Raw genomic sequence first — 26,205 nt, forward strand, 5'->3', positions numbered from 1 at the left:
ATTATATTTGCATAGATGAAACTCAAAATATCAATAATTTTATCCGTCTTAATGATTCTTTTCTCGTGTCAACGGGACGAGGCAGAAACCCAGACCATAGATCAGGTAATAAAACTTTATATGTCTGATAGCACCAATCCGGATCTGCTGAATCCAAAAATAGATGGCTCGTTTGCAAGCGTGAGTTTGCTGGATATTTTGGGGGAAAGAGATCTAATTCCTATTACAGGTTTTAGTCTGCAAAAAGATGCCGATACAATCACATATCTAGATTACCCTGCCGGAGCAATAAGGTTAAAAATTGATCCCCTGAGTAATGATAATGAACAGACTTACTATTCACAATTTATCATCAGATTATCCTATCCAGTAGATTTGAATCTAGACCCAATCGATGATACAATCAAGATAGAGTACAAATCAACACCATCCCTTTTCCAGATCTCAAAACTTTGGTACAATAGTGAACTGAAATTCACAAAAATGCCAGGACAACCAAACATTGTCAAGATCGTGAAATAAAATCCTTAAATTTGCAATCATAGTCAGAGATTAAATTCTGACAACCAATAACTATCAACCAACAACCAAACTATGTTACAGGTTAATTTTTTGCGCGAGAACAAAGAGCGCGTTTTGGAAGGCTTGAAGAAAAGAAGCTTCAAGGAATTAGATTTGGTCGATGCAGCCATTAATGCTGACGACGAAAGAAAAAAACTGCAGTTTGAGCTAGACTCACAACTTTCCGAGATGAACAAAATTTCGAAAGAGATCGGAATCTTGATGAAAGACGGAAAAAAAGAGGAAGCTGAAGCGGCAAAATCCAAAACTTCGCAATACAAAGAATCGAGCAAAGAATTACAATCTCAACTTGCTGAAGCCGAGAAAGCATTGATCACCATTCTGTATCAGATTCCAAATGTACCTTACGAGAAAGTCGTAGCGGGTGTTACAGCTGATGACAACGAGATCATTTACGAATCTACAACGGTTGAAGGTCTTGGTGAAGGTGCAATTCCACACTGGGAATTAGCGAAAAAATATAATTTGATAGACTTTGAATTGGGCGTTAAAATCGCTGGTGCTGGTTTCCCTGTTTATTTTGGGAAAGGTGCAAGATTGCAGAGAGCATTGGTTCAATATTTCTTGGATAAGAATGTGGAAGCAGGTTATTTGGAAGTGAATCCGCCACACGTGGTGAACGAAGCTTCCGGCTACGGAACAGGACAATTGCCCGATAAAGAAGGACAAATGTACTACGTCAATGCAGATGATCTATATTTAATTCCAACAGCGGAAGTTCCGGTGACGAATCTTTACCGCGATGTTTTGTTGGATGAGAAAGACCTGCCAATCAAGAATACAGCGTTTTCTCAATGTTACAGAAGAGAAGCTGGAAGTTACGGCGCTCACGTGAGAGGTTTGAACAGACTTCACCAATTCGAAAAAGTGGAGATCGTGAGAATCGAGAAACCAGAAAATTCTTATGCTGTTTTGGAAGAAATGGTAGAGCATATCAAATCCATTTTGGAAGATCTTGAGTTACCATACAGAATCCTTAGACTTTGTGGTGGTGACACAGGTTTTGCCGCAGCAATGACGTACGACTTCGAGGTTTGGAGTGCAGCGCAGGAAAAATGGTTGGAAGTAAGTTCTGTTTCCAACTTCGAGACGTTCCAGGCGAATCGCTTGAAATGCCGTTACAAAGCAGACGGAAAATCGCAATTGGTTCACACGCTAAACGGTTCTGCAATGGCTTTGCCAAGAATTATGGCCGCTTTGTTAGAAAATAATCAAACAGGAGAAGGAATCAAATTGCCAAAGAAAATTGCAGAATATGCAAGATTTGAATTGATCAATTAATTCTTATTCTTTAAAAATATGAAAGCCACAAATAAACTTTGTGGCTTTTTTGATTATATGGCTTTTTATTTCAAATTACTTCAAATTTTCCATTTCGATATTCGAATAACTTTTCAGAAACTAAATGGTCTCCTTCCTCACTGATTTCTTTTATGGTTTTCTTAAGTCTTTCAAGATTTTCAATATCATTTTTCCCTGTTATAATCAATAAATCGCGAGCTGGAATTCCAATAATAATTTCGCCTTTAACTTCAAAATTTTCTTTATTCCAAATATCAAGTAAAATCAAACTTGATTCGTAATTGCCATCAACGACCAACATGTAATATCCAACTTCTCCGTGCTTCTCAATTTCTATAGAATTTAATAAGTTTTCTACAGCAATTTCTTTAAGTTTGTTTGGATCTAAATTTAGACTTTCAACATCTTCTCTACTTAGATAATTGATGTTAGTTTCTGAGTCTTCTACATAGAAAATGTAAAGTTCATCATTATATTTTTCAAAGACATTATTTTCTTTGAAGTTATTATCTAACTCACGTAAATTTTGAAGAAATCTTCCATCTTTAATCACTGGTAAAATGTCATTAATATTTATATCATTATTAATATTATAGATACTATCAGTGGCATTCAAATATTTTAAGAAAATTTCTTCAATGTCATCAGGGTTTCTACGATATTCTGAATAACAATTATTTAAGAAATGTCTGTATTCGGTTGAACCTTCAAATTCTGTTTGGATCTCAAGACCATTAATTGAAAATATTTTCAAGCCATCAACTTTTTGAGTCAGACGACTTGCGAATTCTTTAGAAAATTCAGATTCTGTAAGCATAAGTTATTTTTTCAAATTCAAATAATAGTTCCAGATCAACCGGATCTCACCATAATCAAAATCCGCTGGCAAAGCCGCTTTCCAATCATTGATGTTTTCTTTTGGACTTTGCTTGAAAACCTTTTCGAAAGCATTCACTTTTTCCTTTGGATAGATTCTCAACAGGTCATTTTTATCTAGCAAATTCTGCTCAGCATATTTAGATAAATGCCCAAAAATAGTGGAGTTTACCAAACCTCGTTCTCTCGCAATTTCAGAAATGGTTTTTCCGTCCTGAAACAATTGATAGGTCAAAACGTGTGTCGGAACTTTGTTGATGGACATCGAGATCACAGCATCTTTTTCCTTGTCGAATAAAGGTGTTTCCAAAAGATGAACGTCTTTCAGATCCTTCAAATATTCCTCTAAATCATCCAGCCAAACGCGAAAATCCTCGTTGAAAGCTTTCAAACCTTTAATACCTTTTGTCTCTGAATAAAAATCTTTAAGCGGAGAAAAAACCTTCTCGTTCACATTCGAGAAAAAGAAATTGACAGCACCTTTTGCTTTGACCTCAACTTCTTGCCATTCCTCTTCACCTTTCAGGAATTTCTGGGTTTTCTGGATTAATATTCTTTCAAATTTCTGAAAAATAAGTTTCAGATTTTCTATTTCGGATTTTAAAGTGATGTAAAGTTTTTGCGATTGGTCCTTATCAACGGATTTGCTGCTTCGGGTCATCACCATCCAGCTTTCCAAAGCGGAGACAAACCAAACACAATCGATTCTTCTGATCACTTTCTGAATGCTGTAATCGTACTTTTCAGAATTAAGGATTTCATCGATTTTCGAATTGGCGTGTGTCTCGTCCTGAAACTTCGAAACCCGCTTGTCACTGAAGATCACTTCGGGTGTGATCTTAGATTTAAGGACAATGCCTTCCAAAGTTCGGCAACGCGAAAGTGCCACATAAACCTGTCCGGAAGCAAAACTTTTCCCAGCATCAATGATCAATCTGTCAAAGGTCAAACCTTGGCTTTTATGAATCGTTACCGCCCAAGCAAGGCGAATTGGAAACTGTTTGAAACTTCCCAAGACTTCTTCTTTAATGTTCTTTTCATCATCCAGAGAATATTTTTTCTGTTCCCAGGTTTCTGCTTTCAAAGTGATCTCTTCTTCGCTTCCGTCTAGGATCACAGAGATCTCGTCTTCATCAAGATAAGAGATTTGAGCGAGTTTTCCGTTGTAATATTTTTTGTCAGGCGAGGTGTCATTGCGGATGAACATAATTTGCGCTCCGATCTTCAATTCCAAAACCTCATCATTTGGATATTGCGTTTCCTTGAAATCTCCTTTCACATCGGCTGTGTAGGAATGTGCTTTTCCGCCGAGTTCTTTTATTTTTTTTTGATTGATGTCATCCGCCATTTTGTTGTGCGAACAGAGATAGACATACGCTTCATCTTTTGGGTCGAAGTCTGGTTGATATCTCTCGTTCAATGTTTCGAAGTCGATGTCTCCGGTGATTCCGTCTCGGATGGCGTTGAGGATCTCCAGAAAATGTTCATCGGTTTGTCGGTAAACTTTGGTCAGTTCCAGCGTGATGAAATTACTGCCTTCCAATGCTTTGGCGTGAAAGAAAAAAGGCGATGGATAATACATTCCAAGAATATGCTCATCTCTCACAACTGGAGGCAACTGATAAAGATCGCCGATAAACAACATCTGAACACCTCCAAATTTCTGCTGATTCCTGCGAACGTGTCTCAAAGAAAAATCCATCATATCCAAAACATCCGCACGCAACATTGAGGCTTCATCGATGATGATAATTTCGATTTCGCGGAGAAGTTTCAGCTTGTCTTTTCGGTATTTGAAATGGACCATCAGATCCGGAATATTGTTTCCGAGATTTTGGTCGATTCTTTCTGTGGTTGGAAGAAAAGTTCTGAGTGGTAAGCCAAACATCGAATGGATAGTAACGCCACCAGCATTGATGGCCGCGATCCCTGTCGGCGCAACTACAATGTGTTTTTTCTTGGTTTTTTTTACAAAGTCGTTTAGAAATGTAGTCTTCCCAGTTCCTGCTTTTCCTGTGAGAAAAATGCTACGGTTGGTGTGTTCTACGATTTCAAAAAGAGAATTATTCATCGATTCAAAGATAGAAAATCAGGAGACAAAAATCAAGAGACAAGAATCAAGAAAAAAGGCAAAAGATGCAAGAATAGAAATTAATTTTGTAACCATCAACCATCAACCATCAACCATCAACTATTTGACCCGGTCAGGATTTTGTTTCAAAAAGCTGTCCCAACCAGAATAAGATTTGTCGGTTGATATAGTTCCGGAATTGAAATGATGACAAACAGCAACGGCCAAACCATCAGATGCATCAAGATATTTCGTTGGAAATTCTTTCAGTTTCAAAAGGTTTTGAAGCATTCCGGCGACTTGTTCTTTGCTGGCATTTCCGTTTCCGGTGATGGCCATTTTTACTTTTTTCGGAGAATATTCGGTGATGGGAATGTTTCTGTGGAGACTGGCAGCAATCGCAACACCTTGAGCGCGTCCAAGTTTCAGCATACTTTGAACATTCTTTCCAAAAAAAGGCGCTTCCAGAGCTGTTTCGTCGGGATGATATTCATCGATCAGCGCTAAGGTCTTATCGAAAATAACTTTTAGTTTGGTCTCGTGGTTTTCATATTTCTTCAAGACCAATTCGTGCATCACGATCAACTCCATTTTCCCGCCTTTCACGGAGATGATCCCGAAACCCATAATGGAAGTTCCCGGATCGATTCCCATAATTATCTTCTCAACTTGCATAATTGCAAAATTACGTTAAGATTTTCATAAAAATCGACAGCTCACTTATGTTTTTAATGAAAAGTTATTAAATTTAGAAACCAAAAAAATATAACTATCAAAACATGAAGAATTTTCTACTGACTGCGGCAGTCGTGTTCTACGCAGGGCTGAGTACGCCTGTGTTTTCTCAAAAAGCCGAAACTCCTAAATACGTTGGAAACATCGAAGGTGTGAAGGAATATAAACTTTCAAATGGCATGAACGTCCTTTTGATTCCAGATCAATCCCAAAGTAATATGATTGTCAACATCATCTACAATGTGGGTTCTAAGGACGAGGGCTATGGCGAAAAAGGGATGGCACACTTGCTGGAACATATGCTTTTCAAAAGCACCAAAAATTTGGGCGACATCAAGAAACAGTTATCTGACAAAGGTGGTGCTGCTAACGGAACCACTTATTATGATAGAACCAATTATTACGAGATTTTCCCATCTAACGATGAAAACCTGAAGTGGTCTCTCCAGATGGAAGCCGACAGGATGATCAATGCCACAATCCTTCAAACTGATTTGGACAAAGAATTTTCTGTGGTAAGAAACGAGTTTGAGATCGGGGAAAACAACCCGACGAGAGTGATGATCCAGAATGTTTTTTCTAATGCATACACTTGGCACAATTACGGAAATTCCACCATCGGAAGTAAAGAGGACATCGAAAGGGTAAAAGCGCCAACGCTTCGCAAATTCTATGAAAAATATTACCAGCCAGATAATGCCACGTTGGTCATTGCAGGTAAATTTGATGAGAACAATGCCTTGAAATATGTAGGTGATTATTTCTCTGCAATTCCAAAACCAACAAGGGAATTAGGCGGCACTTATACCGTAGAACCAGCCCAGAATGGTGAGAAATATTTTGAGATCAAAAGAAATAACGACCAGCAGATCATCGCGGCAGGTTATCACGCGGCAGCTTTTGCAGACAAGGATTATGCGGCACTTAGTGCTTTGAATGAAATCCTTACCGCAGATCCATCAGGCTATTTATACAAAGGTCTTGTAGATGGCGGGAATGCGTCGTCAGTTTGGGCATACTATATCCCGGCGAGAGATCCCGGAATGATCTATTATAACTTTGATATTTCCAAAGAGAAAAATTTGGATGAGGCTGCTAAGCTTGTAAAGGCACAATTAGACAAAATCCCAACTATCAATTATACAGAAGCGGATCTGAATAGAGCCAAATCAAAACTTCTAAAAGACATTGCAACAGAAAAAAATAATACGATCAATTACGCCATTGGATTCACAGAGATCGTGGGAACAGGAAGTTACAAACTGGCCTTCGTGTACCGAGACAATGTGGAGAATCTGAAACTCGAGGATATCAAAAGAGTGGCTGCAAAATATTTCAAAAACAACAACAGAACATTGGGTGTTTTCCGTCCTTCTGCCAATGAAGAACGTGTTTTGCCAACGGAATTCAGGTCTGAGCAAATCGCTACTTTGACGAAGGATTACAAAGGTAAAGCTTTGGAGAAAGAACCAGCACCTTTTGAAACCAGCATCGCCAACATCAAGAAAAACCTGACCGAAGGCACGCTTTCCAACGGGATGAAATACGGCTTGATCAACAAAGAACTGAAAGGAGACAAGATCCAAGGTTCTTTCCGTTTCAGAATTGGGAATGAGAAAGACCTTCAAGGAAAATCTTCTGTGGCAAGTATGACCGCATCATTATTAAAATCCGGAACCAAAACCAGAACGAAAGAGCAGATCCAAGATCAATTAGATCAGATGAAGTCTTCGCTCAATTTCTATACTTCTGGGCAAAATCTGATGGTGCAGTTCTCTACCTACAAAAATGATTTCCCGAAAGTAATGGCTATTATGCAGGACATTTTAGCTAATTCTACTTTCCCGGAAAATGAATTGACAAAAACCATTGCAGAAAACAATACCTATTTAGACGGACAGTTAAAAGATCCAGAAGCAATTGCCTACAACGAGCTTTCAAGACTGTCTTCGCCTTACCCAAAAACCAGTATTTTCTACACTTCAACGTTGGAAGAAGAGATTGCGGACAACAAAAAAGTAACACGTGCCCAAGTTGTCGATTTCTATAATAATGTTCTAGGCGCTTCCAATGGCGCAGGAACGATCATCGGAAATCTGGATGCAAAAGCTGTCGGTTCAGAATTGGAGAAAACCTTCGGGAAGTTCACTGCAAAATCTAAGTTCGAGGAAGTGAAACCTACGTTGTTCGAAACCAAAAAAGTAGATAAGAATATCATCACACCAGACAAAGAAAATGCAGTCGCACTTGGAACTTCAAGCTTTACTATGAAGCAGGACAGCCCAGAATATCCAGCTTTGGTCTTGGCTAATGAGATCTTGGGAAGCGGTGGTTTCCTTTCTGCAAGATTGCCAATGAGACTGCGTGAAAAAGACGGTATTTCTTACGGCGTTGGTTCTTACCTCAACGTCCCAATTACAAACGATGTTTCTTCTTGGAACTACTACGCTTATCTGAATCCAACAAAACGTGATGCCGTAGAATCTGCTGTGAAAGATGAGGTGAGCAAAGCTCTGAAAACAGGATTCACACAGGCGGAATTGGACTCCAACAAGAAAAGTTACGCCAACATCCGCACGACAAGCCTAGGAATGGAGAATACATTGATCAACCTGGAAAATAGCAAACTCCTTTTCGGTGTTCCATTGGAAAGGTATGACGAGCTGAATGCCAAAATCCAAAATCTGAAATTAGAAGAAGTGAATGCTGTTCTGAAGAAATATATTTCTCTGGACAAAGTAACTTCCATCTACGCAGGAGATTTCAACAAGAAGTAATATTGTTTCTATAAAATGAAAACCGTCTCAGATTATTGAGGCGGTTTTTTTTTATGTCATTGTTAGAGATTTATTTTAAGACATTTTCATAGATATCATTCAACATCGTCTGTCTCAGTTTAGAGTCTCTTTTATTTAATAGGATGATGATTCCCCAATTTTTGACTCTGCTATAGCAAATGATAGATGATTGTCCCATAGAATCGCCGGATTTCGCAAAAATCATTGCTCCGTCATCGTTACTAATGTTTAGTCCCAATCCCATTTCCCGCTTCTCATCTTTGTAATATACTTTTTCCATCAGCAATGCTGCATCGGATATTTGATTTCCCTTCATCAGTAATGTTTGTAAGTATTTCACCATATCAGAAACGTTGGATTTTACCAATCCTGCAGGAGCAGTTACATTCCAAAGGAAGAATTCCTGAATGCCTCCTTCTGCATTATAACCTGTTGTTCTGTTTTTAACATCAAATTTTTTGGTTAAAGTTTCTGACATCTTAGCTGGCTTCAGTATTTTTTCACTGATGATTGCGTCATAACTCTTACCATATATTTTTTCCAAAATTTGTCCGAGCAGAGTCATATTAACTGTGGAATATCTATATTTTCCATAATCGATGAGGTCTGTACTGTTGTTGATCATTGTTGCCAAAGTTTGTTCAGTCACACTGTTTATGGGTTGTTGCGAATCTGCTGCTATCAATTTTTGAAAATCAATGTCTGGCAAGCCTGCCTGATGCGAAGCCAGGTCTGAGATTTTAACTTTGTTCTGAAGGTTTTTTTGCAAAACATATTGTTTCGGTAGATAGCTGTCAATGTAGTCCTCCAATTTTAACTTCTTTTCGATAGCAGCTTGAGCAATCATATTTCCGGTCAGGATTTTGGTGATCGATGCAATTTCAAAGATAGAATGTTCATCAATATCTACTGTGCTCTCCTTATTCAGTTTACCGTAAGAAGTGTAGAATTCCTGATTTTCACTGCTGAAACCGACGCTAATTCCGACGTCAGGATTTTTTTCAGAACTGGCTTTGATGATAGAATCTATCTTTTTGGAAAAGTCTTGTCCGAAAGAAATTTGGCTGATGAACAGTAGCGCTGCGAAGAACTTTAATGTTTTCATTGTATCGTAATTTAAAGGTTGATCAATATTTCGATACAAAGATGTGGAAGCACAAAAACCTAGGCGACCGAGTAAAAGTATTCGGCCTTATTTTATGAAAAGAATTGGTAGGAATAATTGAGTGATGTAGTACGAGTAATTACAAAGTGTTCATTTGTAATGACTTGCGATATTCGGTGGGCGTATTTCCCGTATGCTTTTTGAAAGCGGTGTTGAAGGAAGATTTCGAATTAAATCCCACTTCATAGAGGATTTCAAGAATCGTCACCTTGGATTTTGAAGGATCTCTAAGGATTTCCATAGCAGTTTCGATTCGGTAAGTATTCACAAAATCATAAAAATGCTGTCCCAACTGATGATTGATCAAAACCGATAATTCGCGAAACGGAACATTCATCGCTTTGGAAATATCCTGGATCGTCAAAGCTGGATTCAGAAATGGCTTTTCATCGCTCATATATTTTTTAAGTTTCAGAAGTTCATCGTTCAGAGTTTCCGGCTCTGTCTTTTGATCCTCCAAAACCAGGTCAGCAACGAGTTTCCACCTTGAGTCGATATTCCTGAAAAGGCCGGGATGATTCAGCGCTTTGTACAGATACCAGCAGATGATGAAAAGCTGCGAAACCAGGATACCGATTTTGATCCGGTCGGAAACATACGCATAATCGGAAAATTTGAAAATGTTTTTAAGAATGACAACCAGATAAAAAACCGTTAAAACGCCCGTGAACTGAAACAGCCAATGGTAAGAACTGAGATCTCCACCCGAATTATTTTCCAGATACAACTTCTTCGCCCTTCTCAACAGCAGAAAGATAACCGCAAAATAAACCAAGATCTGAAGATGGAACAGCCAATGCGTGAACTGCAACTCCTTCATATTTTGGCGGTTGACGATAAAATCAAGCTTCGTAGCCAGATCGACACTATAGAAACGCGGCGTCAAAACAAGATTCACAAACAAAAATGGGATCAGATGTAAAAAATACTTAGGCTTCCATTTAAAATCCGAATAACAAACCGACAACACATAAAGATAAAAAAGCGGGATCTGAAGAAAAGACACCGTGCTCCGCAACATCCCAAGATTCGAAGGACCATCGGAAACTAGACTTACCAAAGGCTCGCTGATGTCGATTGCGCTGATGATCAGAAAAAAAGCAAAGATCCGATTACTACTTTTGTGCGTCGTCTTCACCGTCAGCAGAAAAAACGCCAGAAAGAACGAAACGAACAGCGAGATCACCGTCACCACTCCTAAAAGATCAAATTTATCCATTTAAAACCCTGTTTCGCATTCCTGTTCGCACTTATTTTTCGTAAAGATAATTATTTTGCCTCTGGAAAATAACGAATTAGAATCGACGCAAAAAGATTTAATAATTTTAGGAGCCGGGAACCTGCTTTCCGTTGCAATTCCTCGCGCCGTCGCTTACATCCTGAGCGGAGTCAAATTGCCATCGCCTGCTGTGGGATTTCCACTACAATCAGGGCTATGGGTTTTCAGGGTAAAAATAACATTTCCATTCCGATAGAATTTATCCAGATTTTTGTCATTCTGAAAGAATCTCAGTTCTGAAAATTCATCTCCTGCAGAATCGAATAATTTAAGGAAAATCTCTCCAAAGATTAAGAGACATTTACGTATTGGAAGTATATACTGCCCCAATCAAAATAAATTATCAAAATGACAAAAAAACACCCATATTCGACAAAAAATAAAAATACATTTAGAGTACGGCAAGGGTACAGAAAGTGTACAGACGTATTATAAAAAAGCTAATATCAAAATGTCAAAAAAAGACTCCAATGAAAATTGAAGTCTTGTAATTTATTTAGTAATTCTAAGGTCAGAAATAATGATCTTATAATGGTCACAATCCTCGAAGCAGATGCCGTTTTCTTTCCAGTAAGGATTTTTGGGCGTCAAAGTCGGAACTTTAAAGTGTTCAAGATTGGCCAAGATCTTCTGAAACTCTTCCAAGGTTTCTGGATAGAAAACCAGGATGTCATCATCATCAAACTTCGACTCTGGCAAATTCCCGTCCTGCGTGAACTCCAGATGCCAATTCTCACCAGCTTTACCTAAGAAAACACCATCATAACCATTGTGGTCTTCAAACTTCCCGATAACCTCAAACTCCAAAACGGAAGTGTAGAAGTAGATCAGTTTCTCAAGATTCTGCGTATGTCGTGCGTATCGGAAAATCATTTGATTAGAATATTAATGAAAGTAAAAATCATTCAGCTTTTCTTCACTAAGAGTTTTTACCACATTCACCCAGCTTTGTTCCTCGTTCAGACAGGGAATGTAATCGAATCTTTCACCACCACCGTGAAGAAAGATTTCCTTACCTTCCACAGAGATCTCTTCCAAAGTTTCCAGACAATCGGAGACAAAAGCAGGACAAACGATGGCCAGTTTCTTAATGCCTTTTTTGCCAAGACCTTCCAAAGTAGCGTCTGTGTAAGGTTCCATCCATTTGTCTTTGCCCAGTCTGGACTGGAAGGTGACCATTACTTTTTCTTTTGGCAAACCAAGTTTTTTGCACACCAGTTCGGTCACTTTGTAACATTGGTGTCTGTAGCAGAATTTGTGCGAAGGATTGTCTTCCTTTTGGCAACAAGTATTCATATTGCAAGTATTAGTGGGGTCGGTTTTGTAAATATGACGTTCCGGCACACCGTGATACGAAAACTGCAACAGATCAAAATCCGCAGGAAGTTTTTCTCTGATACTTTCAGCTAAAGCATTGATGTAGATCTCGCGGTCGTAGAATGGCTCCACGTAATTGATCTTGATATCTGGGAAGAATTTCAGTCTCACTTCTTCAGCTTTGTCAATCACCGTTTCTGTCGTGCTCATCGCATATTGCGGATAGAGCGGGAATAGGGTAATTTCGGTCACGCCTTGGTCTATCAATTCTTGGATGCCAGTTTTGATGGAAGGTTCTGCATAGCGCATTCCCAAACCAACCGGAACATCCACGATCTCCTGAAGTCTTTTTTGAAGATGTTTGGAGATCACGATTAAAGGCGAACCCTCATCGGTCCAAACAGTTCTGTAAGCTTCAGCAGATTTCTTAGGTCTGGTTTTCAGGATGATTCCTTGAACCAAAAGGGCGCGGAAAATCCAACGGTAATCGATGACCTTTTCGTCCATCAGGAACTCGTCCAGATATTCTTTTACATCTTCCACAGAAGTTGACTTTGGCGAGCCAAGGTTTACTAATAAAATACCTTTTTGGTTAATTGTTTGATTCAAAATATCTAATGTTTGAAAATAATCGCAATATTATCATTCCGTAGGAATCTCTACAAAAACTGTTTAGATTCCTACGGAATGACAACAAACTGTATGTTATATTGATTCTTCTTTTGTACTGTCAGGCTGAGGCTCTCGAAGCCCATCAACTAAATATTATCCATTCACAGCTTCCACGTTCTCCACCAATTCCGGAACGAATTGTTTCAGAATGTTCTGGATTCCGTTTTTCAAGGTTGCTGTTGACGATGGACAGCCACTGCAAGCGCCTTGAAGCAACATTCTTGCCGTTTTGTTCTCCTGATCATATTCGATTAACGAGATTTTTCCACCATCGTTTTCTACGGCTGGTGCTACATATTCATTCAAAATGTCGCTAATCTTTTGCTCGTCATTGGTATATTCTCTGTTGATGATCTTCAACATTGGATTTTCGTGCTTGTGAGGTTCTTCGTTGGAAATGGCTTTTCCAGCTTGCAAAAATTCAGCGATGAAAGAACGAACTTGATTCATTATCTCGTGCCATTCAAACTGACCGTCTCTGGTCACAGCAACGAAATTATCACTCACATAGATTTCTTTCACAAAATCAAAAGCTTCGTACAATTCTTTTGCTAATGGCACTTCGTCCGCTTCTTCTCTTGATTTCACCTCGATGAAACCATCCATCAACATTTTGCTGGAGATGAATTTCATTACCGCAGGATTTGGGGTCATCTCAGAATAGATCTGATACATTTCTTTTTTCTTCTGAAGATAGATCCTTGGGTTCGCCAACAATTCGTCCTCGATGATATTTTTCAGACTTTCGGAAACGTGGTCCCATTCAACTGTATCTTCTTTTGCTACCGCAATAAAATTGGCTGTGATGAAAATTCTGTTGACGAAAGGATAATTGAAAAGTTCTTGTGCCAACGGAATTTCTGAAATATCAGATTCTCTGTCTAATTCTACTGAACCCGGAATCAGATTGTAGTCCGTCACGAACTTCATCACTTTTGGATTCTCTGTTGGTTCTATAATGATTTGTCTCATTTTAAGTATATTGAACTACAAAAATATCGTAATTTGGTGGAACAAAAAAGCCGATGAATCCCAATGTTGTGTTAAGTTTTGATTATGAGTAGGTTTGCGGATATTCGATTTTTTCTATTGGTTTGATTTTGGCTGTTTAGGAAGACGAAACGTGAATTGAAGACCAAACTGCGCTCCGGATCGAGCGGAAATCCTTTTTTGCGTGTACACAAGTTCAACTCAACTGAAATCGTGTGCAAAAAAGATTGGGAGCGGAATACGGATAAAGGCGCCCCAAAATATATTAATTAAAAAATTTAGAAATAAGATGGCAATTATAAGAGAACTTTTAGGGAAAAAACCTCAGTTTGGAGAGAATGCATTTGTGGCAGAAACGGCTGTGATCATTGGCGATGTGACGATGGGAGATGACTGTAGCATTTGGTACAACGCGGTTTTGAGAGGCGATGTGCATTACATCAAAATGGGCAATAAAGTGAACGTACAAGACAACGCGATGATCCATTGTACGTATAAAAAAAGTCCGACCACGATTGGAAATAATGTATCGATTGGTCACAATGCGATTGTTCACGGTTGCACGATCAAAGACAATGTGCTGATCGGAATGGGTGCGATCGTGATGGATGATTGCGTGGTAGAAAGCAATTCGATTGTTGCGGCGGGTGCGGTGGTAACGGCCAATACAGTCATCAAAGAAGGTGAAATATGGGCTGGCGTTCCGGCGAAAAAAGTGAAAGATATTTCGCAAAGCCTGATTGAAGGCGAGATCGACAGGATTGCAAATAATTATGTTAAATACTCCAGCTGGTACAAACAGGAGTAGATTGGTACAACTATTGAATTTTCCAAAGAAATGTAAACTATGACAAAGCTTAAATCTTTTTGGGAAGTTCTGAAAGCCACTTTTAACGAATGGACATCATCCTCTGCATCCAAAGACAGCGCGAGTATGGCCTACAATGCGATATTTGCGTTGCCAGGTTTGCTCATCATCATCATCTGGACAACGAGTCATTTCTTTGGTGAAGAAGCGGTGAATGGTGAAGTTCGCCGACAATTGCAAGGGATAATGGGCTATGACGGCGCAAAAAGCATTCAGGATATTATTGCCAGCGCGATGGTGGACAAGGAAAATTTCTGGATGAAAGCTTTGGGTGTGGCGACTTTGGTTTTTGGTGCGACCAGTTTGTTTTTTCAGATGCAAAGCACGCTGAACAATCTTTGGGATGTGGAAGCGGCACCAAAAAAGGCTTGGCAAAAATTCATTCTTGATAGAGCAAACTCCTTAGGAATGATTTTGATGATCGCTTTTCTGCTTTTGATAAGTATGGTCTTGTCATCTGTCATTGGTCTTGCCAATGGATTTATTACGAAATATTTTGGTGTCGATACTTACTTCATCATTCAAATCAGCAATTTTATTTTAGGATTGGCAGTGGTAACGGTCTTGTTTGCCATTATGTTCAAAGTATTGCCAGATGTCGAGATCAAATGGAAATCCGTTTGGATAGGAGCGGTAGTAACGGCAATATTGTTCAATATTGGGAAAATGGGAATGAGTTTTTACTTTGATGTCTCAAAACCAACTTCCGTTTTCGGCGCTGCAGGAACCGTAATTTTGTTGATGATGTGGATCAATTATTCTTGTCAATTGATATTCTTCGGGGCAGAATTCACCAAAGTCTATGCGTTGAGAAAAGGACACAGCATTGTTCCATCGAAGCACGCGACTTGGAGCAAGGCAAAATTATACCGAGATGCTGAGGAACAAAAAAAGCAAGTTGCTCCTCAGGAGATTTAAATATTATTTGAAAACGGGTCTGTCATTTTCACAAGCGATATTCTCCGGTTGCACTACCAACATACAATCTGATACCAGGTTGTATTTTTTGTTGTAGCCAGCAGATTTCTGATTGTAGGATTCCACTTTATCTAGAAAAGCCTTTTCGTCAATTTTATTAGAATACGCGATGTAACTGACTGGTCCTCCACAAGCTTTCACACCAAGTCCAACAGTTTTCCACTCGGCTGGATTTGTACATTTTTCGCTGTTGGATAAGGTGATGATTTCCTCTCTCAAATAATCCATTTCATTGGATTCTTCTTTTGACATTGCGCCAATTGCAGTGTTGTCTTTTGGTCTTTCTGGCAGTGGTTTTGGAAGATTGTCCGCTGTGTAAGCTGGTTTACAAGACAATGCAAATGTTGAAACCAGACTTAGCAAAACTAAATTTTTCATAACTGAATTTTGAATTGAGCCATCAAATATAATACCTGCAACCATTTTCCTCCAATTTAATTTTGAAACCTTGATTGTTGTTATAATTAATCCAATATGTATGATAATTCCATAATGATTTATTGATATTCTTTAATTTTATTGATGTTTTGTAACAAATAATGTTGGCAATCGTCTAATAAAATTATAATACTTTAAAAATTAACTATGGAATTGAGGATTAATAATATTAGTAAAACCTACGCAAATGGTTTGAAGGCTTTGGATAACGTCAATCTTACGATTGGAAAAGGAATGTTCGGATTGCTCGGACCCAATGGTGCAGGGAAGTCTTCACTAATGAGAACCATCGCTGGTTTGCAGGCGCCGGACAGTGGCGAAATTTTTCTCGGCGACCTCAACGCCTTGACCCAAAAAGAAGAACTTAGAAAAGTTTTAGGATATCTTCCTCAGGATTTTGGCTTTTATCCGAAAGTGAATGCCATAGAACTTCTCAATCATATTGCGATTCTGAAAGGCATTTCAAATAAATCTGAACGCAAGGAAATCGTTGAAGGTCTGCTTCATCAAACTAATCTTTTCGAAGCTAGAAAACGAAACGTCAGCGAATATTCTGGTGGAATGAGACAGCGTTTCGGGATTGCTCAGGCGCTTTTGGGAAATCCAAAACTCATTATTGTTGATGAACCAACCGCTGGTCTCGACCCGATGGAAAGAAATCGCTTCCATAATCTATTGAGTGAAATCGGGGAAAACACGATTGTCATTCTTTCAACACACATTGTAGATGATGTGAAAAATCTGTGTAATCGTGTGGTGGTTTTGACTTCTGGACATATTATTCTAGACGGAACGCCAAAAGGTGTGATAGAAGATTTCCAAGGTAAAATCTGGAAAAAACTAATTGAAAAATCCGAAGTTGAGGTGGCAAAAGAACAATACCAAGTGATTTCCACGCATATTTCTGAAGGGAAAGTGGAGATTCGGGTTTTTGCGGAAACTCAGCCAGATACTAATTTTATTCCTGTGGAATCCAATTTGGAAGACGTGTATTTCTCAAGTATCACCAAAAAAATGGCAACCAATGTTTAAAGAATTATTCTCTTTTGAACTCAGGAATGGTTTCAAAAAATGGAGTACGCAGATTTACTTTTTGGTTTTCCTGACACTTGGCGTACTCGTTGGATTGGGAACTACGGGCGCGTTTGACACTTCGACCTCAGATTCGATTTTGACCAAAAATTCCTCGTTGGCAATCGCCAGATTGATTGTCGGGATGAGTGGCAATATTATGGTGCTTATCAACGGGATTATGATGATTAGCATTATGGCAACCGCGATTCAGAAAGATTATGCCTATAATTTTCACGGTTTATTGTACACGACGCCAATTACCAAATCCGGGTATTTTTTCGGAAGATTTTTGGCTAATTTCCTCATAGCAATCTATGTTTTTTCCGGAATTTTAATCGGCTATTTTTTCGGGACGCTTTACGGACTTGGAACTCCACAACTTGGCCCCATCAATATCGTTAATTTTCTTTGGCCATTTTTGATTTTCACTGTCGCTAACACATTGATTATCGGTTCGATATTCTTCGCTTTGACGACGTTGACCAGAAGCACTTTGGCTTCCTACCTTTTCTGTGTGATTTTGCTTTTGTTATCGATTTTGAGCGACAGCATTCTTTCCGACATCGAGAACAAAGATTTGGCCTCGCTTCTCGACCCATTCGGAAATTTTGCCTTAAAACAAATCACCGAATATTGGACGCCTTACGAACAAAATGAAAACATAGTTCCGCTTTCTGGCGTTTTGCTTTGGAACCGTTTGGTTTGGCTGGGAATCTCACTTTTGTGTGTGGGGATTACTTATTTCAAATTTGATTTCAACCAATTCTTACAGCCTTTTTCACTCTTCAAAAAGAAGAAAACAGCTTTGGTGGAAACTTACACCAATTCCGAAAAATCATTGCAGGAAATCCTGAATGTTCAAAAGGATTTTGGTTGGATGGCGAAACTGAAAGAACTTTTCTATCTTTCGTTTTTCGAGGTCAAAAGAATCATTTACACGCCATTTTTCGGAATAATTGCTTTCATTTTTGGCGTTTTGCTGATTGTGATTTCCAATTATATGAAATCGATGTACGACGCAGAATCCATTCCTGTCACCTTTTTGATGGCGGAATTGGCGGAAGAAGGCTTGTCATTTTTCCTGCTTTTGCTGATTGTGTTTTTCTCAGGAAACATCGTTTGGAGAGAGCGTGAAAATAAAATCGATGAACTGATTGGCGTAAGCACGGTTTCCAATTTCAACCTGATGTTTTCCAAATTTTTGGGAATGGTCTGGATGGTCATCCTAATGCAGATTTTCTCTAATTTGATTTGCATCGGGATTCAGTTTTACAAAGGATTTTATGATATTGAGCCTTTGATTTATTTGAAATTCAACCTTTACAATTTGCCTTATTATCTGGTTTTAATAGGCTTCAGTTTGTTCGTTCAATTGATTGTCAACAACAAATATTTTGGATTTTTCTTGGCGATTTTCCCTGTCGTTTTCCTGCCGATTTTGTACAGTTATTTGGAGATGAATGGGATTTTGTATAGTTTCAATTCCAACGGACCAACGCTTCCTTATTCAGCTTTGAACGGTTTCGGACAAGTGCTTTACAGCTATTTCATTGTAAAATCGTATTGGATTTTAATGATGTTATTCTTATTGTTCATCGCACTTTTGGTTTTCCCAAGAGGCAAGGAAAAAGGATTGTCCAAAAAATATCTGTTATCGAAAACGTCATTCAAATTAAAACATAAAGCTTTACTGTTTTTGTTCCTGTTCTCGACTGTTGGACTAGGTGGCTACATTTATTACAACACACACATTCTGAACAAATCCTATACAGAAGTTGAAATGGAAAAAATGCGTGTCGATTACGAGAAAAAATATAAATATCTGGAAAAGATAGACCAGCCAAGAATCGTTTCTTCGGATTTGAAAATTGATATTTTCCCTGCAAAATCGGGTTGGAGCGTTGACGGAATTTATTACATCAAAAACAAACATCAAAAGCCGATTGACAGCATCATTCTAAAATATCCGAATAATCTGGACGGACATTATGCCTTCAAAAAAATGCAATTGGCACGTTCCGGAAAAGAGATTTTCAATGATGAAAAGGCAGGTTTGAAACTTATAAAACTCAATCAGCCACTTCAGCCTGGAGATTCTCTTGTACTCAATTTTCAATATGCGTTTGAGCCGAAAGGTTTTGCCAATTCTGAGACAGAAACGGATGTGGTTGGAAACGGCTCATTTTTCAATTCTAATAATTTGCCAGGCTTAGGTTACAGCGCAGATGCGGAACTTTCGGAAAATTCTGCCAGAAAAAAATATGGTCTGAAACCAAAACCAAGATTGGCAAAAGTGAATGACAAGAAGGCTAGAATGAACAACTTCATTTCAAATGATTCTGACTGGATTCGATTCCAGACTCAGATTTCAACTAATGATGACCAAATCGCCATTGCGCCAGGTTATTTGCAAAAAGAATGGAAAGCCAATGGCAGAAGATATTTCACCTACAAAATGGATTCACCGATTCTCAATTTCTACGCATTCCTTTCTGCAGATTACCAAGTGAAAAAAGCGAAATGGAACAACGTGAATATCGAGGTTTATTACCAAAAAGGCCACGAATATAATCTGAATCGGATGATTTCTTCCATTCAAAACAGTTTGAATTATTATACCAAAAACTTTGGACCTTATCAACACAAACAAGTCAGAATCATCGAGTTTCCGCGTTACGCTTCCTTTGCGCAATCGTTCCCGAACACGATTCCATACTCCGAAGAAATTGGTTTCCTCACGAAGATTGAACCCAACAAACCAGAAAAAATCGACCTTCCTTTTTATGTGACGGCTCACGAAGTTGCGCATCAATGGTGGGGACATCAGGTTGTCGGTGGCAATGTTCAGGGCAGTGCGATGATGTCGGAAACATTCTCCCAATATTCCGCTTTGATGGTGATGGAGCACGAATATGGCGCGCCTGCGATGAAAAAATTCCTGAGCTACGAGCTTGATAAATATTTGAAAGGCCGAACCAGAGAAGCGAAAAACGAAATGCCTTTGATGTTAATCGAAAATCAAAGTTACATCCATTACAACAAAGGAAGCGTTGTGATGTACGCGCTGAAAGATTATTTGGGAGAGGCAAAACTGAATTCGGTTTTGAAGAAATATTTGGAACAGACCAAGTTTCAGGAACCGCCTTACACCAATTCGGTGGAGTTTGTGAATCTTTTGAAAAAGGAAACACCTGACAGTTTGCAGTACCTCATCAAGGATTTGTTTGAAACGATTACGCTGAACGAAAACTATTTGAAGGATTTATCTTACAAAAAAGTCGGAAAGCAATATCAAGTAAAACTCACGGTTGGAAGTGCAAAATACCGCGTTGATGGCAAAGGAAAATCGAAGAAAATTCCAGTTAACGATTATGTTGATGTGGGCGTTTTCGGACAAAAATCAAAGAAATTTCCTGAAGGTAAAGAATTGGTTTTCAAAAAAGTGAAGATGGATAAACCTGAGAAAACTTTTACGTTCTTGGTGAATGAAGAACCGTTGCAAGCCGGAATCGACCCTTATGCAAAACTGATTGACCGAAATATGAAAAATAACGTTCACGATTTCAAATCGAAACCGGACAAAGTCAATCTCGATGCAGATGAAAAATCTGGTGGCGCAGGCGTGAAAGTGACTGTAAATACGGGAGATTAATTTCGCTTCAAATTTTATAATTAATAAAGTTTGCTTTTCTAAAAGGCAGACTTTGTGATTTAATTTCAATCGTGTAATATCAATAGAAATGGGCTTTAGCCCATTTATACAATTAAAACTAACTAGGCTTTAGCCGAAACTTAATATAGATTTTGGCTAAATCCCTTATTGAAACTAGTATTCGAAACATCGGGCTAAAGCCCGACGCTATTAATATTTAGTATCAATAATTTAAATTAGTGTTATGCTCATAACTTTTAACATTTAAATTAAATATTGGTACATAATTAGCTATTTGGTTTTACCTAATACTATTTGTAACAATTTAACGTTTTGAGTTACATATTGTGATAATCATTAATATGAAAAATACATCTAACACTAATAAAATGAATTGGTTCCAGCACTTCTTGATGCTGTGTTCTGGCGCCAACATTCACCTTTTGAAGAAATCACCAAGCGAATGGAACAAGTTTGCCGGAATTGGCGGAATCGTTTTGTTCACGGCACTTTTTGCAACACTTTCCGCGGGTTATGCGATGTTTACGGTTTTTGATAATGTTTGGACAGCCGTTGGATTTGGACTTCTTTGGGGATTGATGATTTTCAATTTGGATAGATATATCGTTTCTTCCATCAAGAAAACGGGAACTTGGTGGAATCAAGTTTTGATGACGATTCCAAGGTTGATTTTGGCGACATTTTTGGGAATCATTATTTCAAAACCGTTAGAATTGAAAATCTTTGAAAAGGAAGTCAACAAACAATTGAACACGATTATTCAAAGAAATAAAAAACAACTTCAGGCTGAAATGACTGGAAGGATTTTGCAACAATCCGGCCCTTTTGATACGGAAAAGAAACAAATCCAAACTCAAATCAAGAATTACCAAATGGCTTACGATTCAGCTTCGGTAGAATTAGAAAAAGAAATTCTCGGCAAAGAATCTGGCTTGACGAGTGGAAAAGTGGGTTACGGAACCAACGCCAAAAGAAAAGCGGAACTCAAAGAACAAAAACGCCTCGACCTCGAAAATTACCAAAAACAACAGCAATCGCGTTTGGAATATTTGGACAAAGAAGTTTCGAAAGTCTATAACAATCTGGAAAACGAAAGAAAATCTACGGAAACTGTAGAGGACAAGTTCAATGGATTTGCAGCGCGTTTGCAAGCCTTGGATGAGTTGGGAAAAAATTCTGCAATCATTGCGCTGGCGGCGAGTTTCATTATGGGGTTGTTCATCTGTTTGGAAATCTCACCGGTTTTAATCAAATTGATTTCCCACGTTGGCCCGTATGATTATCTCTTGGAAAAAACTGAGAATGATTTCCGATTATATTCGAAGGAAAAAATTACGAAAGGTAATTATCATACAGATTACCGCATTGATGATTTCAAAGATGACTTGGACATCCGGAAAAGAAAGAAAAATGACAACAATGACTTATAAAAGAAAAGCTTCCAAATTTGGAAGCTTTATTTATTTTAAATCGCCGACTACAAAAGGCTGTTCAGCATCTTCGTTGTAATCTCGTACAAATCCTATTTCTTTGGACTTCGTGATTTCGGATTTCGAAGTTCCGGAAAATCCATCCCCAAAATCAATGCTGAAATCAATATAACTCAATCTGTTCTTTGTAAATTTCATCTGATTGAAAACCAAAATGATGTTTTTTTCTTTTAGGTTTTTCTGCAAGCTCAGCAAATCTTTTTTCGTCATTTCCTTATTGAAAACTACGGCTATCACTTTCTTATTTGCGGTAAAAGAAAGCGTACCAATTACGATAAATGATAGAAATAAGAAGGAGAAGAATGTGGACTTTTTCATTGCGATATTTGCTTTTGCAAAACTATTAAATTCTTAGCAAACACAACACCAAAGTTTTGATTTTTAATGCATTTATCCAATTTTTTTTATTTTTCTGAAAATTACCCTTATAAATTATAGGTTAAACAAAAAAAAGACTCCAAAATGAGAATTCAAGTTGGAGTCTTTTTTATTTGATTTTAGAACTATTTAAAAAGAATAATTCGGCGCTTCCTGCGTGATGATGACATCGTGCGGATGAGATTCTTTCAAACCACTTCCTGTAATCATTACCAATTTGGAATCTTTCTGCAACGCTTCAATATCTTTGGCGCCGCAATAGCCCATTCCGGCACGTAAACCGCCAGTCAATTGGAAAATCACATCTTCCAGTTTTCCTTTATGAGGCACTCGACCTTCGATGCCTTCTGGAACAAATTTCTTAGCCTCGCTTTGGAAATATCTTTCTTTTCCGCCACGTTTCATAGCAGACAAACTTCCCATTCCCTGGTAAGACTTGAATTTCCTGCCTTGGAAAATAATTTCTTCTCCCGGAGCTTCATCAGTTCCTGCAAGAAGAGAACCTAGCATTACTGCACCAGCGCCACTTGCGATGGCTTTTACAATGTCTCCAGAAAGTTTGATTCCACCATCAGCGATAACGGCAACGTTTTTCTTTTTAGCAAATTCGTAAACATTGTAGATTGCAGAAAGTTGAGGAACGCCGACACCGGCAACAACTCTTGTTGTACAGATGGAACCTGGACCAACACCAACTTTAAGGACATTTGCGCCCGCTTTTATTAAATCTTTTGCCGCTTCAGCCGTTACGATGTTTCCACCAACAATGTCCAAGTCTGGAAATGTTTTTCTGATTTCTGAAATCTTATCCAAAACACCTTTCGAATGTCCGTGAGCTGAATCAATTGCGACGATATCAACACCAGCTTTTACCAATGCTGTTATTCTTTCAATAGTATCTTCGCCAACGCCAACGCCAGCTCCAACGATAAGACGACCGTTTTGGTCTTTGTTCGCATTCGGATATTCTAATTGATTGTCGATATCCTTAATTGTAATCAGTCCAACCAGTTTGTTTTTCTTGTCAACGATAGGAAGTTTCTCGATTCTGTTTTTTAGCAAAATTTCTTTCGCAGTTTCCAGATTCGTGGTTTTGTCGGAAGTGATGAGGTTGTTTTTTGTCATTATTTCCTCCACTTTCACTTCAAGGTTTTCTTGATATTTCACATCTCTGTTGGTGATAATTCCGATGAGATAATTGTTTTTATCAACCACAGGAAGTCCCGAGATTTTGTATTCGGCCATCAATGCTTTCGCTTCGGCAAGTGTATGGTCTTTGGATAGTGTGACTGGGTCAGAAATCATTCCGTTTTCGGAACGTTTCACGCTGTTGACTTGTGCGGCCTGTTCCGCAATCGTCATATTTTTATGGATGAATCCAAGACCGCCAACTCTTGCGAGTGCAATGGCCAAATCTGCTTCTGTAACCGTATCCATTGCTGCGGAAACTATGGGAACATTGAGCGAGATTTTGTCTGTGAGTCTGGATTTGAGGGAAACCTGGTTAGGTAAAACTTCTGAATAAGAAGGGACTAATAGAACGTCATCGAAAGTGATGGCTGTCTCTACAATTTTGTTATGAATAGACATCTTTACTTTCTGTGCAAAATTAAGCTATTTTTATTGAATTTGAAAGTATCCTAATTTATTTGATAAATAGTTAATATTCAGAAAAATGATGATGGGATGACAAAACCCATAGCCCTGATTGTAGTGGAAATCCCACAGCAAGCGATGGACTAAGCAAGGCGCGAGGAATTGCAACGGAAAGCAGGTTCCCGGCTCCAAATATTTATGAATTATAAGTGATGAATGATGAATGATGAATGATTTTTTTTATCAACTATCATTTATCAAAACCTGCTTAGGATTCCCCAATGGATTTTTATCTCGTTGAATTTGAATGGATTGCCAAATTGGTTTCCGTTTGAAATCTGGAAACTCATCAAACCGACGGGAAGAAAAAAGTTGAAGCCGAGACCTAAACTATACAATTTCGGTGAAATCCCCAAGGCTTTGTTGGACATCTGGCCGTACTGCGCAAAGAGGTCAAAAAAAGCTTGGTCATTAACGAGATAGCGATATTCTGCACCGGCAAATGCGTAAAAATCGCTGATAAGACTCTGCTCGTTGAAACCGCGCATCGAGTTCCAACCGCCAAACCTAAAAAGTTCGTTTGTGGAAAGTTCGTTCTTCGCGCTGAGCAATGCGGACTCGGCCTTGACGTTGAGGTAGTGGTTTCCGGAGAGATTGAAGTTGTGTTCAGCGAAAAGGAAATATCGGATTTGGTCAAATTTTTCCTGCGTGTCGTCGTACGTGGTCTTGAGAAAATCGGCTTCCACACGGATATTGCTTTTGTTGATGAATAGCGGAATGTCGCTTCCTTCCTGATATTGATACCAGAGTCCAATCCCTTTTTTGCTGTAATCACGACCGCCTGTGTACAGCGAATCCAAAATCGCCGACGACTCAAAAGTTCCTTTGAGACCGAGTTTTTGACGTGGCGAAAGGTGATAGTAAACCGCGGGCAGGAATTTCACATTCGCAAAAGTGGAATCTTGGCGGAAAATATTGACGTTGACGTTCAAACCGAGGTTGCTACCAAACGTGTACGGAATGTCGGTTTGCATATCGAAAGTCTGGCCTTTGTCGGGATTTCTTTGCCAGTAAACGCCGATGCTTTCGAAGCTGTTGAACATATTTTTGAGCTGGACATTCAAGGTTCCGTTGACGGTGAATTTTTCGGTTTTGTCGTTTCCGAAGCCAATCATTCCGTCGAACGTGTTGGCTTTTTTCTTTTGCGTAAAGAGAAAAACCTGCGTTGAATCTTTTGTAAATAAAGTCTGAGGTGGTTTTTCCAAAGTCACGAATTGGTGATTTTGCAAAGCCTGATTCATCGAAACTAAGTTTTTGTCTTCGTAATTTTTACCGACATATTCTTTGTTCAAAGCTTTAACGAATTGTTTCGGTAAGCGCGTGTAGCCTTTGTAAACGATGGCGTCTATTTTCCTTTGAGATGATGTTACGACGGAGATTTTGACCGTCGGAATTCCGTTTTCCATTTTCTGGAATTTGGTTTTCACACGGTTGAAGGCAAAACCTTTGTTCCGGTATTTTTGATTGATATTTTTCTTAAGGGAATCGAGGTTTTTCGTGTAGAGCTCGTTCTTCTGAAGTTTCAAATCTGAAACCAATGAATCCGAGAATTTGACATTGGCTTTGTTGAAATTTGGGCCTTTGTCGTAATAGATTTCGGTTCGGTTTTCTATTTTTTTGACGTCTTTCAGTTCTGTGAAAAAGTAGGAGTTCTCGGTTAATGAATCCAAAAACTTGACTGCTTTCGCGGAATCGGAAACGATTTTTTTGGCGTTGGTTTCTTTGTCGATGAGCCAATATTCTTTTTTCTGCGCGTTCAATAAAACACAGAAGAGAGTAAAAATGAAGAAAAAGAAATATTTAATTTTAACCACAAGGTTCACTAGGATTTTCACAAAGGACACTATTTTTAGTTCATTGTGA

The 26,205-nt window shown here is 38.6% G+C and carries 20 protein-coding genes; 8 read left to right on the forward strand and 12 right to left on the reverse strand.

Going from position 1 to position 26,205, the window contains the following annotated elements; genetic code table 11:
• The first annotated feature begins 15 nt into the window (after nucleotides 1-15).
• Together PQ459_04410 and serS are read left to right on the forward strand one after the other, a co-directional pair.
• Entirely contained in the window at nucleotides 16-522 is a 507-nt protein-coding gene (locus PQ459_04410) for a hypothetical protein (GenBank protein ID WDF47733.1), read from the forward strand.
• A gap of 72 nt (nucleotides 523-594) precedes the next feature.
• Nucleotides 595-1,863: a serine--tRNA ligase gene (gene serS, locus PQ459_04415; protein WDF47734.1), complete on the forward strand. Its 1,269-nt coding sequence runs from the start codon at nucleotides 595-597 to the stop codon at nucleotides 1,861-1,863.
• Between the two features lie 70 nt (nucleotides 1,864-1,933).
• Here the strand turns inward: serS and PQ459_04420 are convergent, their stop codons facing one another.
• The 3 genes from PQ459_04420 to ruvC form a co-directional block, all read right to left on the reverse strand.
• The gene (locus PQ459_04420; GenBank protein ID WDF47735.1) at nucleotides 1,934-2,701 is read right to left on the reverse strand and encodes a DUF1444 family protein; all 768 of its coding nucleotides are present in this window, start codon (nucleotides 2,699-2,701) and stop codon (nucleotides 1,934-1,936) included.
• A 3-nt stretch (nucleotides 2,702-2,704) separates the two neighbouring features.
• The gene (locus PQ459_04425) at nucleotides 2,705-4,831 is read right to left on the reverse strand and encodes a helix-turn-helix domain-containing protein (GenBank protein ID WDF47736.1); all 2,127 of its coding nucleotides are present in this window, start codon (nucleotides 4,829-4,831) and stop codon (nucleotides 2,705-2,707) included.
• A 120-nt stretch (nucleotides 4,832-4,951) separates the two neighbouring features.
• A complete protein-coding gene (gene ruvC / locus PQ459_04430) occupies nucleotides 4,952-5,506 on the reverse strand; it encodes a crossover junction endodeoxyribonuclease RuvC (GenBank protein WDF47737.1) in 555 nt (184 codons plus the stop codon).
• 104 nt (nucleotides 5,507-5,610) lie between these two features.
• Between ruvC and PQ459_04435 the strand changes: the two genes are divergently transcribed.
• Nucleotides 5,611-8,343 (forward strand): pitrilysin family protein, encoded by a 2,733-nt coding sequence (locus PQ459_04435; protein ID WDF47738.1) that lies wholly within the window; start codon nucleotides 5,611-5,613, stop codon nucleotides 8,341-8,343.
• A 70-nt stretch (nucleotides 8,344-8,413) separates the two neighbouring features.
• On the opposite strand, the gene PQ459_04440 is transcribed toward PQ459_04435, so the two are convergent.
• The 5 genes from PQ459_04440 to PQ459_04460 all read right to left on the reverse strand — a co-directional run bounded on the left by PQ459_04440 (nucleotide 8,414) and on the right by PQ459_04460 (nucleotide 13,769).
• Nucleotides 8,414-9,469: a serine hydrolase gene (locus tag PQ459_04440; protein WDF47739.1), complete on the reverse strand. Its 1,056-nt coding sequence runs from the start codon at nucleotides 9,467-9,469 to the stop codon at nucleotides 8,414-8,416.
• Between the two features lie 139 nt (nucleotides 9,470-9,608).
• Nucleotides 9,609-10,748: a helix-turn-helix domain-containing protein gene (locus PQ459_04445; protein WDF47740.1), complete on the reverse strand. Its 1,140-nt coding sequence runs from the start codon at nucleotides 10,746-10,748 to the stop codon at nucleotides 9,609-9,611.
• A 552-nt stretch (nucleotides 10,749-11,300) separates the two neighbouring features.
• Entirely contained in the window at nucleotides 11,301-11,681 is a 381-nt protein-coding gene (locus PQ459_04450; protein ID WDF47741.1) for a VOC family protein, read from the reverse strand.
• A 12-nt stretch (nucleotides 11,682-11,693) separates the two neighbouring features.
• Nucleotides 11,694-12,722, reverse strand: coding sequence for a ferrochelatase (gene hemH, locus PQ459_04455; GenBank protein ID WDF48687.1), 1,029 nt, complete (start codon nucleotides 12,720-12,722; stop codon nucleotides 11,694-11,696).
• 168 nt (nucleotides 12,723-12,890) lie between these two features.
• A complete protein-coding gene (locus PQ459_04460; GenBank protein ID WDF47742.1) occupies nucleotides 12,891-13,769 on the reverse strand; it encodes a NifU family protein in 879 nt (292 codons plus the stop codon).
• 307 nt (nucleotides 13,770-14,076) lie between these two features.
• Between PQ459_04460 and PQ459_04465 the strand changes: the two genes are divergently transcribed.
• Together PQ459_04465 and PQ459_04470 are read left to right on the forward strand one after the other, a co-directional pair.
• Complete coding sequence (locus tag PQ459_04465) at nucleotides 14,077-14,595, forward strand: gamma carbonic anhydrase family protein (GenBank protein WDF47743.1); 519 nt, start codon at nucleotides 14,077-14,079, stop codon at nucleotides 14,593-14,595.
• Nucleotides 14,596-14,634: 39 nt separating this feature from the next.
• A complete protein-coding gene (locus tag PQ459_04470) occupies nucleotides 14,635-15,573 on the forward strand; it encodes a YihY/virulence factor BrkB family protein (GenBank protein WDF47744.1) in 939 nt (312 codons plus the stop codon).
• Nucleotides 15,574-15,576: 3 nt separating this feature from the next.
• Here PQ459_04470 and PQ459_04475 read toward each other — a convergent pair whose 3' ends face one another.
• On the reverse strand, nucleotides 15,577-16,011 hold the full coding sequence (locus PQ459_04475; GenBank protein ID WDF47745.1) for a hypothetical protein: 435 nt from the start codon (nucleotides 16,009-16,011) through the stop codon (nucleotides 15,577-15,579).
• Nucleotides 16,012-16,218: 207 nt separating this feature from the next.
• Here PQ459_04475 and PQ459_04480 point away from each other — a divergent pair, with 207 nt between their 5' ends.
• The 3 genes from PQ459_04480 to PQ459_04490 all read left to right on the forward strand — a co-directional run bounded on the left by PQ459_04480 (nucleotide 16,219) and on the right by PQ459_04490 (nucleotide 22,248).
• Complete coding sequence (locus PQ459_04480) at nucleotides 16,219-17,103, forward strand: ABC transporter ATP-binding protein (GenBank protein WDF47746.1); 885 nt, start codon at nucleotides 16,219-16,221, stop codon at nucleotides 17,101-17,103.
• The gene (locus PQ459_04485; protein ID WDF47747.1) at nucleotides 17,096-20,797 is read left to right on the forward strand and encodes a M1 family aminopeptidase; all 3,702 of its coding nucleotides are present in this window, start codon (nucleotides 17,096-17,098) and stop codon (nucleotides 20,795-20,797) included. The genes PQ459_04480 and PQ459_04485 overlap by 8 nt, the downstream gene beginning before the upstream one ends.
• Before the next feature lie 389 nt (nucleotides 20,798-21,186).
• A complete protein-coding gene (locus PQ459_04490; GenBank protein ID WDF47748.1) occupies nucleotides 21,187-22,248 on the forward strand; it encodes a DUF4407 domain-containing protein in 1,062 nt (353 codons plus the stop codon).
• Nucleotides 22,249-22,278: 30 nt separating this feature from the next.
• On the opposite strand, the gene PQ459_04495 is transcribed toward PQ459_04490, so the two are convergent.
• From PQ459_04495 to PQ459_04505, 3 genes are all read right to left on the reverse strand, one after another.
• Nucleotides 22,279-22,626 (reverse strand): hypothetical protein, encoded by a 348-nt coding sequence (locus tag PQ459_04495; GenBank protein ID WDF47749.1) that lies wholly within the window; start codon nucleotides 22,624-22,626, stop codon nucleotides 22,279-22,281.
• Nucleotides 22,627-22,815: 189 nt separating this feature from the next.
• A complete protein-coding gene (gene guaB / locus PQ459_04500; GenBank protein WDF47750.1) occupies nucleotides 22,816-24,276 on the reverse strand; it encodes an IMP dehydrogenase in 1,461 nt (486 codons plus the stop codon).
• Nucleotides 24,277-24,539: 263 nt separating this feature from the next.
• The gene (locus PQ459_04505) at nucleotides 24,540-26,177 is read right to left on the reverse strand and encodes a hypothetical protein (GenBank protein ID WDF47751.1); all 1,638 of its coding nucleotides are present in this window, start codon (nucleotides 26,175-26,177) and stop codon (nucleotides 24,540-24,542) included.
• Nucleotides 26,178-26,205: the final 28 nt, after the last annotated feature.

The organism is Chryseobacterium sp. KACC 21268, assembly GCA_028736075.1.
GTDB lineage: Bacteria > Bacteroidota > Bacteroidia > Flavobacteriales > Weeksellaceae > Epilithonimonas.